Source organism: Epilithonimonas pallida (assembly GCF_900182975.1).
GTDB lineage: Bacteria > Bacteroidota > Bacteroidia > Flavobacteriales > Weeksellaceae > Epilithonimonas > Epilithonimonas pallida.
Genome location: NZ_FXUO01000001.1, coordinates 680,167 through 692,493, shown reverse-complemented (window position 1 = coordinate 692,493; position 12,327 = coordinate 680,167). Strand labels below are relative to the sequence as shown.

Below are 12,327 nucleotides of genomic sequence, written 5' to 3'. Positions count from 1 at the left end.
AACTTGAAATGAAAAAAATAATTATACCAATTATTCTGTCAGCAGCATTACTTTCCTGTTCCAAACAAGAAGAAGTAAAGCCGGAAGTAACGAAGGGTTTTGAGCTCAGCAACACAATGTTGAAAAGCACAACATTTGCAAAGGTTGAAAAGAAATTTATCGAGGACGAATATAGTTTTTACGGAAAAATATCCGCAGATAAAAATAAATATATCGACATTTTTCCATTAGTTGGCGGTAATGTTCTCAGCGTGAATGTAGAATTGGGCGATTACGTGACCAAAGGTCAGGTTCTGGCAACAATCAGAAGTACCGAGTTGGCAGAGGTTCAAAAAGATGTTAGCGACGCAAAAACCGATTTGATAGTAGCCGAAAACAACCTTCGTGTCGCAAAAGAAATGTACGCCGGCAAACTTAACACAGAAAAAGACGTTCTGGAAGCAGAAAGCGAAGTCAAAAAAGCCAAAGATGCACTGCGCCGTTCCAACGATGTCAGTACGGTTTATAATGTGAAAAAAGGGAATATTTACAGTGTAATTTCACCAATTAACGGTTACATCGTTCACAAAGATATCAACAAGGATATGGAACTTAGAAGTGACCGTAGCGAAAATATTTTTGATGTCGCCAATACCAAAAATGTCTGGGCTATAATGAACGTCAATGAGGCTGATATCGATAAAATCAACCTCGGGATGAAAGCCCAGGTTTCCACATTATCTTATCCTGATAAGGTATTTTATGGACAGATCGATAAAATTTTCAAAATCATAGATCCGGATACTAATGCGATGCAGGCTAGAGTAGTACTGGACAATTCGCAAGGATTGTTGATTCCGGACAGCAAGGCGACCATTCGGGTTTCATCTGCGGAAAATACAACGGCACTCGCCATTCCTTCCAAAGCTGTGATTTTTGACGACAACAGGTATTTCGTGGTAGTATACAGATCACCAACCGACATCAAGGTCAAGGAAATAAAAATCCTGAAGCAGAACTCAGAAACTACCTACGTTTCCCAAGGTGTTGCTGAGGGCGACAGCATCGTTACTAATAATCAACTATTGATTTACCGTTCTTTGAACAACTAAATTTTGGGCGTGTCCCTTTGTCCCGACTATGTCGGACAAGCGGGTCGGTCTACGCACAGTCGCTTTTTTGTTTTGTCATCCCGAAGTTCTCGAAGGATATTTTTACAGAAAAAACAAAAAGAGCTCCGACAATGTGCTCCGCCCTCACGCATTTGCAATTCATTGTTTTAAGTCTTCGCTAAGTGAAATGGCTTTGCGGACTTGAAAAGCATTCAGCTTGTCAAAAAATCTTTGCGGACTTTGCGTTAAAACTAATTGCAATTTCAATCATAAAATAAAAAGTATGAACAAATTCATCAAAAATATCATAGCATTCTCACTCAAGAACAAAGCTTTCACATTCATTTGGGTGGCGATTTTGGCGGTCTCGGGATTCATCAGTTTCAAAAATATGCCGATTGAAGCATTTCCCGATGTTACCAATACCCAAATCGTCATCATCACCCAATGGAACGGTCGAAGTGCAGAGGAAGTAGAACGTTTCGTTACCACACCAATAGAGTTGGCAATGAGTCCGGTTCAGAAAAAGACCAGCGTCCGAAGTACCACAATGTTTGGACTTTCCATTGTCAAAATTTTATTCGAGGACGGTGTGGACGACATCTTTGCCCGGAATATGGTCAACAACCAGTTGCGAACGGTAAGTTTGCCTGAAGGCATCGACCCCGAAGTTCAGCCACCTTACGGACCAACCGGAGAAATTTTTCGTTATACGCTGGAAAGTAAAGACCGGGATTCCAGAGATTTATTGACCTTGCAGACTTGGGTAGTCGATAGAGCGCTACGAAGTGTTCCCGGCGTTGCAGATATCAATGTTTTTGGGGGTCAGGATAAAGTATTTGAGCTGAGCATCGACCCAAGGAAATTAGATAAATACAATCTGACACCTTCGGAAGTCTTGGAAGCTGTCTCCAATAGCAACCTGAATGTCGGTGGCGATGTTATCGAGAAAAGTGGACAAGCCTATGTAGTTCGTGGAATTGGCTTAGTAAAATCGATTTCGGATATAGAAAATATTACCGTTCACAGCGATGGCGGGAATCCGATTTTGGTTAAGAATGTAGCCGATGTTCACGAAGGTTCTTTACCAAGAGTTGGTCAGGCATCATTGGATAATGAAAAAGATACGGTTGAAGGAATCGTTGTAATGCGAAAAGGCGAAAATGCGCAGGAAGTTCTGCTTGCGGTAAAAGCCAAAATAGATGAGCTGAACAACAAGATTCTTCCAAAAGATGTGAAGATGAAAACCTTCTATGACCGCCAAAATCTGATGGATTTCACCACCAAAACGGTAATGCACAACCTTTTGGAAGGAATTATTCTCGTAACGGTTATCGTCCTGATTTTTATGGCAGACTGGCGAACTACCTTGATTGTTTCCATCATCATTCCATTATCGCTGTTATTTGCATTTTTCTGTCTCCGAATGGCGGGAATGAGCGCTAACTTATTGTCACTAGGAGCGGTTGACTTCGGGATAATCATAGACGGCGCCGTCGTAATGGTGGAAGGATTATTTGTAATGCTCGACCACAAAGCCCACAAATATGGAATGGAGCGCTTCAACAAAATGGCGAAAGCAGGTTGGATAAAACAAACCGGAACAGGACTCGGAAAAGCGATTTTCTTCTCAAAATTAATTATCATTACCTCATTATTACCGATATTTTCTTTCCAAAAAGTAGAAGGTAAAATGTTTTCGCCATTGGCATTCACATTGGGGTTTGCATTGTTGGGTGCATTGATTTTTACACTGACTTTGGTTCCGGTAATGTCTCATTTGTTATTAAAGAAAAATGTAAGAGAAAAGAACAATCCATTCGTTAATTTTTGGGACAGAAGTGTAATGAAAGGTTTCAAATTCACTTTTAAAAATAAAAAAATAAGCCTTCTGGTTTCCACAGTTATTTTAGCGATTACTTTGTTCTCAGCCAAATTCCTCGGAACCGAATTTTTACCTCAGTTGAATGAAGGTTCACTTTGGATTACTGCAGAAATGCCTATGAGTTCATCACTCAAAGAGTCTTTGAAAACAGCTGACGTCCTCAAAAAAGATATCATGAGCTTCTCAGAAGTGACAGGCGTACTGGCGCAGACGGGTAGAAGTAATGACGGAACCGACCCGAATGGTTTTGGATTCGTGCAGTTTGCGGTAAGTCTGAAACCAAGAGAAGAATGGAAACGAAAAATCACTTATGATGAACTGGTGGAAGAGATTGATAAAAAGCTGAAGAATTATCAGGGAATTACATTCAATTATTCCCAACCGATTTCAGACAACGTTGCGGAAGCTGTTGCAGGTTTCAAAGCAGAAAACGGAATCAAAATCTATGGTGATAACCTTCATACATTAGACAGGTTGGCGGAAGAAGTTCTGGCTTCTATCAAAGATGTGGATGGCGTGAAAGAACCAGGAATCATCAAAAACATTGGTCAACCCGAAATTAGTGTAGTGCTGGACCGAAACAAAATGGCAGCTTATGGCGTTTTACCAGCGGATGCCCAAGCCGTTCTGGAAATGGCGTTCGGTGGGAAAACAGCGTCTGAAATGTTTGATGGCGAAAGAAAGTTTCCGATAAGATTGCGTTATGCCGAAGATTACAGAAAAAATGAAGAAGACATCGCCTCTCTGATGGTTCCGACGCAGGATGGCGCCAAGATTCCACTCAAGGAAATCAGTACCATCGAAAAAGAAAACGGAGCGGCTTTCATTTACAGAGACGATATCAAACGTTATATCGGGGTTAAATTCTCGATTCGTGACCGGGATTTGGGAGGAACTATTGCAGATGCTCAGAAGAGAGTGGCTAGAATCAAATTGCCGGACGGTTACTCGATTGGGTGGACAGGACAATTTGAAAATCAGCAGCGTGCGACGAAGCGATTGGCCCAGGTAGTTCCCATCAGTATTCTCGGGATCTTTTTCCTGTTGTTCATTCTCTTTGGTAATATGAAAGATTCGCTTCTTGTAATGGCTAATGTTCCTTTTGCGTTGATTGGAGCTATCATCGCGTTGCATCTCACGCACATGAATTTCGGTATCTCTGCCGGAGTCGGGATGATTGCCCTGATTGGGATTTGTATCCAGAATGGCGTGATTCTGATTTCGGAGTTTCATCAGAATGTGAAGAACGGCTTGTCCTTAGATTCATCCATAATGGAAGGTGTGAAAGTAAGAACCAGACCGGTTGTAATGACTGCTTTGATGGCATCGATTGGTTTGCTTCCTGCCGCATTATCTACAGGAATCGGGTCGGAATCTCAGAAACCTTTGGCGATAGTGATCATTGGCGGATTGATTACCGCAACTGTTTTGACGCTTTTGATTTTCCCTATTATCTTCTGGATTTTCAACCGACGTAAAAATGAAGTGATAGATTAAGAGTTAAAAATCTCAATATTAATTTGAGTTATAGTTGTTACATTTTTCTCTTTTTTATTTGCGTTCCTCAAGGATTCTTCCTGAGGAACGTTTTTGTTTACTTTGATTAAATCTCAAAAACGTCTATATGTTTTACTAAAAACATCAAGACCTTTTCACTAAAACATCAAGACCTTTTTATGAAAACATCAAGTTGTTTTTAATGCTTTTTTTAATGCCCTATTCATCGGACTTTGCGAAGGGCATTTTTGAGCTTTAAGATAGCTTTGATTTTGTACTAAACTTCATTCAAAATTCTCAATTTCTAATCGGCAAAGAGCACCCCGAGCTGAGTGGAAATCCTTTTTTGTTGATGTCCAAGCTTTCTGCAAAAAAGATTGGGAGCGGAAGGCGGATAAGGTTCCCAAAATATTTAACTTTGGATAAAAATTAAACGATGCGGAATTTTACTTTTATGCTGATGCTTATCGTAAGCGTTAATGGATTTTCACAGAAATTCACGAAAGAAGAAAAAGCCTTTATTTTGACTGGTAATGCAAAAACCGCTTTGCCAATATATCAGACCAATAATGAACAGCAGCATAAGGTTTTGCTGGCTCAATCACAAGAGATTTCGCCGAAAGATAAAACGCTACCGATTCTTGTGGAACGTATGAGACTGGCTTTGGCAGCGACCGAAGGCGGTGTTGGCATTGCTGCGCCACAGGTTGGCATCAATAGAAGAGTAATACTGGTTCAGCGCTTTGATAAGACGGATTATCCGGTGGAATATTTCATCAATCCGAAAATAGTCTGGCGTTCTGAGCTTCTGAACAAAGGGCCGGAAGGGGACCTTTCTATTGACCAATTCAGAGAGCCTTTTTACAGAAGCTACAGTATCCGTTTGGAGTATTATGACCTGGACAATAAGAAGCACGACGAGATGGTAGAAGGCTTCACTGCCGTGATTTTCCAGCACGAGATAGATCATCTTTCCGGGATTTTGATTTCTGATAAATTCAGGAATGAAAAAGGATTGCAATACAAAGAGGTGAAAGTTTACCAGAAACCGAAAAATTAGGTCTGGTTTTTGAATAGAAAAATACCAATCAATAAAACCTTAAAACTATGAATTTTATTATCCGTTTGCTGATTACTGCGATTTCAGCATTTTTGCTAAGCAAAATCCTTACAGGTGTACATTTTGACACCTTTGGTTCTACTATTATTTTCGCTATTGTTTTGGGAATCCTGAATGTATTCGTCAAACCGATTTTATCGATTCTGTCATTGCCTATTACGATTATAACATTAGGGTTGTTTTCCTTTGTTATCAATGCATTGATGATACTTTTAACCGATTATTTTATGGATAGTATGCAGGTGGATGGTTTCCTTTGGGCGCTACTCTTCAGTATTCTGCTGTCATTGGTAACTTCAGCTTTCTCAACAATTTTCGAAAGCAACGATTAAAATAAAAAAAGAGTTTCAGGTTTTGAAACTCTTTTTTGTTGGTTTTTTATCTCTCGCAGATTTAACTAATTAAGCAGATGATAGAATTTGCTCAAATAGTCAGATCTGTGATAATTTTTTATGTGTATCTTTAATATTACAAAACAGTTTTTAAAATATTCCTTCGGACACGAGACAAAGTTTCTCTGGAAAGTCCCAGATAAGAAGCCACCATATGCAAAGGAACTCTATTGAAAATATCAGGATATGTATTGATAAAGTCCAGGTATTTTTCTTCCGGACTGCTGCTGATATTCATCAAAAGCCGTTTATGGATTTCCATTGATTTTCTTGTCAGGATGTTCTCTACAAAAATATTAAGTTCAGGAATTTGTTCTCTTAGTTCCGCAAAATCTTCCAGACTGAAAGCGAAGATTTCCGAAGCTTCCATTGCTTCAATCGTCAGTTTTGAAGGCGAATTGTTATAAAAGCTTTCCGGGTCTGTCGTCCAGGACATTTCGTTCACGAACTGGAGAATATGTTCATTGCCATCTTCGGAGACAGAATAATTACGCAAAAGCCCTTTGGCAACAAAGATTTTCAGATTACAGACTTCGCCTTGTTTGCACACAGTTTCTTTACGCTGGAGCTTTATCAATTGACTTTTATATAAGATGAAATTGAACTTTTCTTCTGTGAAATCGGAAAGAACTCTCTGAAAGTAATTTTTAAGAATCTCTTACATTTTCTAAACTGAAATTATATTTAAAATTAATTCTTTTTATTGGATTAATATAAAAATTGTGTCAAATGACCTCGTTTTTGAGATGCTTTCACAACTAAATTTGTATTAGAAATTTTAACAAAAACAAAATTTAAAAATATGAAAGTATTTGTAACAGGAGCTTCCGGATTTGTAGGCTCAGAAGTTGTAAAAGAATTATTAGTAAATGGCCATCAGGTAGTTGGATTGGCGCGTTCGGAAGAATCTGTAAAATCTATCAAAGAAGCAGGAGCAGAAGTTTTAATGGGAGATTTAGATAATCTTGATATTCTGCAGAAAGGTGCAAGAGAGGCGGATGGCGTTATTCATACAGCTTTTATCCACGATTTTTCTGATTACCAGACTAATGCGCTCAAAGACCAGAAAGCCATTGAAGCAATGGGCGAAGTATTGAAAGGAACCGATAAATCCATTGTGGTGACAGGTGGAACTTTAGGACTTCCACTTATCGACGGGAAAATCACAGAGGACAGTAAGGCACCGGCAGAATCAATCAGATTCTCTGAAAAAGCTTTTGTTAATTTATCAGAATCAGGTGTTAAAGCATCTATTGTGCGTCTTTCTCCCAGCGTTTATGGTAATTCTAAGCTTGGGTTTAAAGGTGGTTTTGGATTAATGCTTGCTGAATTGGCAAAGGCTAAAGGATCAGCAGCTTATATTGGTGAGGGCAATAATGTCTGGCCAGCGGTTCATCGTGCAGATGCTGCAAAATTATTTCGTTTGGCACTTGAAAAAGGAGAAACTGGAGCGAGATATAATGCCGTTAGTAATGATGAACCATTATCAATGAAAGAATTTGCAGAACTGATAGGTGAAAAACTAAATATTCCTGTAAAATCTTTGTCTATAGAAGAAGCACCGGAATATTTTACCTGGATGACGTACTTTGTGCAGGAAAATTGTCCGGCAACAAATTTACAGACTCGGGAAAAATTAGGATGGAATCCTTCTGAAAAAAGTTTTGTTGAAGAACTGAATCAATATTTCTTCTAAAAATAAAAAGCAGTCTTATTTCTTAGTAAGACTGCTTTTTTATTAATTCTTTACACTTTGGATAAAGCTTTCTGCTTTAGATTCCCAATCTTGATTTTCCAATAGAATTTTCACAAAAGCTGTTCCGATAATTCCGCCTTGTGCTTTTTCTGTTACATTCTCAAAATCAGATTTATTTTTGATTCCAAAACCGATGAAAACTGGATTGGTCAAGTTTAATGAAGCCAGTCTGTCAAGGTAATTTTCGTTCTTGAGAACAGCATTGTCGTTTCCGGTTGTCGATGAGCTGGAAACAGCATATAGGAATCCGGAACTCAAAGAATCCAGATATTTGATGCGTTTTTCCGAAGTTTCGGGCGTTACCAGGAAAGTGAAATTCAAATTGTGTTTTTTGAGGATTTTGCCATATTTATTTTCAAATTCAATGGGTGGCAAATCCGGGATGATTAATCCTGAAACACCAACTTCTGCACATTTCTGACAAAAGTTGTCAAACCCAAACTGAAGAACCGGATTAAGATAACCCATTAATATCTTTGAAATCGTCACAGATTCTTTAATTTCTGCCAGTTGTTCGAATAGTTTTTTGATAGACATTCCGTTTTTCAAAGCCAGAGAATGCGCCTCCTGAATCACAGGTCCATCCGCAACAGGATCAGAATAAGGAATCCCGATTTCCATCATATCTGCTCCCGATTTCTGAATCAGTTTAGCGATTTTTCCGGTGTCTTCCAACTTTGGAACGCCTGCTGTAAAGTATATGTTTAGTTTTTTCATTTTGATTAATGTATTAAAGTATTCACGTAAAATGTATTAACGATTGAGACTCATAAATACATTAATACGTTTTACATTTTACAGATTTAAAGATGTTTCAAATACGTTTCCATATCCTTATCGCCACGCCCACTCAAACAAATCACGACCACATCTTCTTTTTCAAATTTCTTTTTGTCCAAAACAGCCAAAGCGTGCGCACTCTCCAAAGCGGGAATAATACCTTCGATTTTTGTCAGTTCAAAAGCAGATTTCAAAGCTTCATCATCATTAATGCTGAAAAATTCTGCTCTTTTTTGATTAAAAAGGTTAGCGTGCATCGGCCCAATTCCCGGATAATCCAAACCTGCAGAAATCGAGTGTGGTTCAATAACCTGTCCGTCCTCAGTCTGCATCACAAGGCTTTGACTTCCGTGCAAAATTCCTAATGTTCCAAGAAAAGTAGTCGCAGCTGATTTCCCTGAATCAACGCCTAAACCACCAGCTTCCGCTGCAATGATTTTCACATTTTCCTCGTTCACGAAATGATAGAAAGTTCCTGCTGCATTACTCCCGCCTCCAACGCAGGCAATCACATAATCCGGATTTTCTCTACCGATTTTTTCATTCAGTTGCTCTTTGATTTCTTTTGAAATGATACTTTGAAATCTCGCTACCAAATCAGGAAACGGATGTGGTCCAACCACACTTCCAATAATATAATGTGTAGTGGAAGGATTATTAATCCAATCTCTCAAAGCTTCATTTACGGCATCTTTCAAGGTTTTGGAACCAGATGTTGCAGGGACTACAGTTGCGCCAAGCATTTTCATTCGGGCAACGTTCGGTGCTTGTCTTTGGATATCGACTTCGCCCATATAAACAATACATTCCAAACCGAGTAAAGCACAAGCTGTAGCGGTTGCAACACCGTGTTGTCCGGCTCCGGTTTCTGCGATAATCCTGTGTTTTCCTAATTTTTTAGCGAGTAAAGCTTGCCCCAACGCGTTGTTGATTTTGTGCGCTCCTGTGTGATTCAGATCTTCTCTTTTTAGATAGATTTGAGTCTGGTGTTTTTCGCTCAGATTTTTTGCGAAATAGAGTGGAGTAGCGCGGCCAACATAGTTCTTCAGCAAATCCTGAAATTCATCTTGGAACTCTTCCAATTCGATGATTTGGATATATTTTTCCTGTAATTCGGCAACGTTTGGGTAAAGCATTTCGGGGATGAAAGCTCCGCCGAAATCGCCGTAGTAACCGTTTTTATCTGGGTTTTGAAAGTTCATTTATTTTTAAATTTTCTAAGTCGTTATACTAAAATTGCTTTATTCTGTTCATTCAGACTTTGCAATATATTGATGTTCTCTTCGGAAGTATTGATGATTAAAATATCATCGTCATCGGAATCTATCCATTTATTATTATCAAATTCTGTTATGAAAATTCCCTTTCCATAAAGGATTTGGATGTCATTCCTTTCATAAATTGGTCTTAATTCCAATTTACAAAATCCTATGGTATCAATTTCTCTCTCTTTTAAATTGGTCACCATTTTATTAAGCAAAAAACTGCCGTATCCTTTTGTTTTTTCTACAGAAACCAATCCGACAAGTTCAGCAAAACTGTGTAAATTCTCTTGTATTTCTAGTTTAAAATCAAAATTGATTCTTGCCAGCGAAACAATTCTGTCATCTTTTTTTAAAAAATGAAATTCAGAATTTTCAAATTTCATTTTGAAACTCGAAGAATCTAAATCAAGCCAATCTTCTATTTCCCAGGATTTTAAAATTAGCTCGATGTCGTTATTTGATAAGTCTTTTGAGCATTTAATAGAATATTGCATTTCTCAATTTATTTTGTTGTTATCTCTGGTTGATGCTTCACTTCAAAGTTCAAAGAATTGGCAATGAAACAATATTCATTCGCCTTCTGATGAAGTTCAACCGCTTTTTCAACCATTTCTTTTTCAGCAACAACAATCCTTGGTTTCAAAATAATTTCACTGAATTTTCCACTTCCGTTTTCATTTTCCATCATTGTTCCTTCTGCAAAATCTTCATATTCCAAAACCAGAATTTTGTTCACAGAACAAAGATGAAGATACCATAAGAGATGACACGAAGAAACCGAAGCTAACAGCAAATCTTCAGGATTATGAAGTTCTGGATTTCCTAAAAATGTTGGGTCAGATGAGCCTAAAATGTCAGCTTTTCCATCGACAGAAATTGTATAATTCCTTTGATAAGAACGATAGTTTTTCGTGGATTCGCCGGTGTTTCCTGTCCAGACGATTTTGTTTTTATATTGATGATGCTTCATTTTTCTATTAATGATATAAATTCTTTTACTTTTTCTAAATCTTTATTTCCAGCTTCGATTTCAAATTTTGAATTGATATCGAGAGCAATTGGTTGATGGTTGATAGTTGTCAGTTGATTGAAGTTTTCTAATGAGATTCCGCCACTTAAAAAATAAGGAATTGGAATTTCGATATCATTTAAAACATTCCAATCAAAAGCGTTTCCTGTTCCACCAAATGCCTTAGAATCTGTGTCAAACAGAAGATAATTGATTGTTGTCGGTTGTTGATTGATGGTTTTTTGTAATTCATCAGAAGTTTGATTTCCAATTCTGATAACTTTTATAATTTTAATTTCTCTGTTTAATCTTTGTCTTAATTCTGAAATGAAATCTTCCGTTTCATCGCCGTGAAGCTGGATGAAATTCAGTTTTGCTTTTCCTGAAATTTCAACGATTTTTTCTAAATCTTCATTGACGAAAACGCCAACCTTTCCTGGATGATTGGTTTCTGAGATTTGCTCCAAACTTAAATGATTCAAAACATATCTTGGCGATTTTTCATAAAAAATAAATCCCAAAAAGTCAATTTTCAAATCCACTAATTCTTGAATCTGATTGAGTTTTGTTAATCCACAGACTTTTATTGTTGGTTTAATCATAATATCAATTTCCAAGTTGTCATTCTGAGGAACGAGGAATCTCAGAGATTGGCTTCGCCTAACCACTTCGTTAGGTTTCTTCACTTCGTTTCTCTGCGTTCAGAATGACACAGTTGTTATTTTAAATTATTACATTAGAAACAAATTCTTCGAATTTCTCTCCCGGATTTTTATTCTTCATAAAATACTCGCCCATCAAAAACCCGTCGAAACCTTTTTCTTTAAGGAATCTGAAATCTTCTTCGTTGTAAATTCCGCTTTCTGCGACTGACAAAATATCGTTTGGAAGCTTATTTTTCAAATCTACGGAATGTTGCAAATCGACTTTGAAATCTTTCAAATTTCTGTTATTGATGCCAACGAAATCAACATTTTTGTTGATATGTTTTAGTTCTTCTTCGGAATGGATTTCCAACAAAACTTCGAGATTTAAAGAATGCGCCAATTCTGTAAATTCGGAAACCTGAGTTGGCGAAAGACAAGCTGCAATCAACAAAATAATGTCGGCTCCAATTGATTTTGCTTCGTAAAACTGATATTCATCAATCATAAAATCTTTCCTTAGAATCGGAATATTGATTTGATTTCGCACACTCAAAATATCGTCAAAATTTCCTCCAAAAAAATCTTTGTCCGTCAAAATAGAAATTGCACTTGCTCCGAATTTTTCATATTTTGAAACAACTTCCAAAGGTGAAACTTTATCATTGATTATACCTTTGCTTGGCGATTGTCTTTTGAATTCCGAGATGATTCCGGATTTTGTTTTGATGGTTTCTTTTAACGAAAAAGTTGGCTTTCCAAAAAATTCCGAATCTTTCAGCTGTTCAACGCCGATTTTGGATTTTGCTTCTGCAACTTCCTGTTTTTTTCGTTCGATGATTTTATCTAGGATGCTCATATTTATTTTTTAACCACAAAAGTCACAAA

The 12,327-nt window shown here is 37.6% G+C and carries 12 protein-coding genes; 5 read left to right on the top strand and 7 right to left on the bottom strand.

Going from position 1 to position 12,327, the window contains the following annotated elements:
• Nucleotides 1-8: 8 nt before the first annotated feature.
• The 4 genes from QOL71_RS03055 (at nt 9) to QOL71_RS03040 (ending at nt 5,925) form a co-directional block, all read left to right on the top strand.
• Nucleotides 9-1,091, top strand: a complete 1,083-nt coding sequence (locus tag QOL71_RS03055; protein WP_283415498.1) for an efflux RND transporter periplasmic adaptor subunit — start codon at nt 9-11, stop codon at nt 1,089-1,091.
• 283 nt (nt 1,092-1,374) lie between these two features.
• A complete protein-coding gene (locus tag QOL71_RS03050; protein WP_283415497.1) occupies nt 1,375-4,473 on the top strand; it encodes an efflux RND transporter permease subunit in 3,099 nt (1,032 codons plus the stop codon).
• Between the two features lie 436 nt (nt 4,474-4,909).
• Nucleotides 4,910-5,533 (top strand): peptide deformylase, encoded by a 624-nt coding sequence (locus tag QOL71_RS03045; RefSeq protein ID WP_283415496.1) that lies wholly within the window; start codon nt 4,910-4,912, stop codon nt 5,531-5,533.
• A gap of 47 nt (nt 5,534-5,580) precedes the next feature.
• Nucleotides 5,581-5,925, top strand: a complete 345-nt coding sequence (locus QOL71_RS03040) for a phage holin family protein (protein WP_120214327.1) — start codon at nt 5,581-5,583, stop codon at nt 5,923-5,925.
• Between the two features lie 136 nt (nt 5,926-6,061).
• Here the strand turns inward: QOL71_RS03040 and QOL71_RS03035 are convergent, their stop codons facing one another.
• Entirely contained in the window at nt 6,062-6,562 is a 501-nt protein-coding gene (locus tag QOL71_RS03035; RefSeq protein ID WP_283415495.1) for a Crp/Fnr family transcriptional regulator, read from the bottom strand.
• Between the two features lie 225 nt (nt 6,563-6,787).
• Here QOL71_RS03035 and QOL71_RS03030 point away from each other — a divergent pair, with 225 nt between their 5' ends.
• Complete coding sequence (locus QOL71_RS03030) at nt 6,788-7,681, top strand: SDR family oxidoreductase (RefSeq protein ID WP_283415494.1); 894 nt, start codon at nt 6,788-6,790, stop codon at nt 7,679-7,681.
• A 42-nt stretch (nt 7,682-7,723) separates the two neighbouring features.
• Here QOL71_RS03030 and trpA read toward each other — a convergent pair whose 3' ends face one another.
• The 6 genes from trpA to trpC form a co-directional block, all read right to left on the bottom strand.
• The gene (gene trpA, locus QOL71_RS03025; protein WP_283415493.1) at nt 7,724-8,458 is read right to left on the bottom strand and encodes a tryptophan synthase subunit alpha; all 735 of its coding nucleotides are present in this window, start codon (nt 8,456-8,458) and stop codon (nt 7,724-7,726) included.
• A gap of 86 nt (nt 8,459-8,544) precedes the next feature.
• On the bottom strand, nt 8,545-9,723 hold the full coding sequence (gene trpB, locus QOL71_RS03020) for a tryptophan synthase subunit beta (RefSeq protein ID WP_283415492.1): 1,179 nt from the start codon (nt 9,721-9,723) through the stop codon (nt 8,545-8,547).
• A gap of 23 nt (nt 9,724-9,746) precedes the next feature.
• A complete protein-coding gene (locus QOL71_RS03015) occupies nt 9,747-10,169 on the bottom strand; it encodes a hypothetical protein (RefSeq protein WP_283415491.1) in 423 nt (140 codons plus the stop codon).
• A gap of 119 nt (nt 10,170-10,288) precedes the next feature.
• A complete protein-coding gene (locus QOL71_RS03010) occupies nt 10,289-10,756 on the bottom strand; it encodes an OsmC family protein (protein ID WP_283415490.1) in 468 nt (155 codons plus the stop codon).
• The gene (locus tag QOL71_RS03005) at nt 10,753-11,397 is read right to left on the bottom strand and encodes a phosphoribosylanthranilate isomerase (RefSeq protein WP_283415531.1); all 645 of its coding nucleotides are present in this window, start codon (nt 11,395-11,397) and stop codon (nt 10,753-10,755) included. The genes QOL71_RS03010 and QOL71_RS03005 overlap by 4 nt, the downstream gene beginning before the upstream one ends.
• Before the next feature lie 121 nt (nt 11,398-11,518).
• Entirely contained in the window at nt 11,519-12,298 is a 780-nt protein-coding gene (gene trpC, locus QOL71_RS03000) for an indole-3-glycerol phosphate synthase TrpC (protein WP_283415489.1), read from the bottom strand.
• Between the last annotated feature and the right edge of the window lie 29 nt (nt 12,299-12,327).

What these genes read in the sequence shown, in the direction of transcription:
- QOL71_RS03010 (WP_283415490.1), bottom strand. Translation starts at nt 10,756, where the DNA reads ATGAAGCATCATCAATATAAAAACAAAATCGTCTGGACAGGAAACACC.
- QOL71_RS03040 (WP_120214327.1), top strand. Translation starts at nt 5,581, where the DNA reads ATGAATTTTATTATCCGTTTGCTGATTACTGCGATTTCAGCATTTTTG.
- trpC (WP_283415489.1), bottom strand. Translation starts at nt 12,298, where the DNA reads ATGAGCATCCTAGATAAAATCATCGAACGAAAAAAACAGGAAGTTGCA.
- QOL71_RS03005 (WP_283415531.1), bottom strand. Translation starts at nt 11,397, where the DNA reads ATGATTAAACCAACAATAAAAGTCTGTGGATTAACAAAACTCAATCAG.
- trpB (WP_283415492.1), bottom strand. Translation starts at nt 9,723, where the DNA reads ATGAACTTTCAAAACCCAGATAAAAACGGTTACTACGGCGATTTCGGC.
- QOL71_RS03045 (WP_283415496.1), top strand. Translation starts at nt 4,910, where the DNA reads ATGCGGAATTTTACTTTTATGCTGATGCTTATCGTAAGCGTTAATGGA.
- QOL71_RS03015 (WP_283415491.1), bottom strand. Translation starts at nt 10,169, where the DNA reads ATGAAATTTGAAAATTCTGAATTTCATTTTTTAAAAAAAGATGACAGA.
- QOL71_RS03030 (WP_283415494.1), top strand. Translation starts at nt 6,788, where the DNA reads ATGAAAGTATTTGTAACAGGAGCTTCCGGATTTGTAGGCTCAGAAGTT.
- trpA (WP_283415493.1), bottom strand. Translation starts at nt 8,458, where the DNA reads ATGAAAAAACTAAACATATACTTTACAGCAGGCGTTCCAAAGTTGGAA.
- QOL71_RS03050 (WP_283415497.1), top strand. Translation starts at nt 1,375, where the DNA reads ATGAACAAATTCATCAAAAATATCATAGCATTCTCACTCAAGAACAAA.
- QOL71_RS03055 (WP_283415498.1), top strand. Translation starts at nt 9, where the DNA reads ATGAAAAAAATAATTATACCAATTATTCTGTCAGCAGCATTACTTTCC.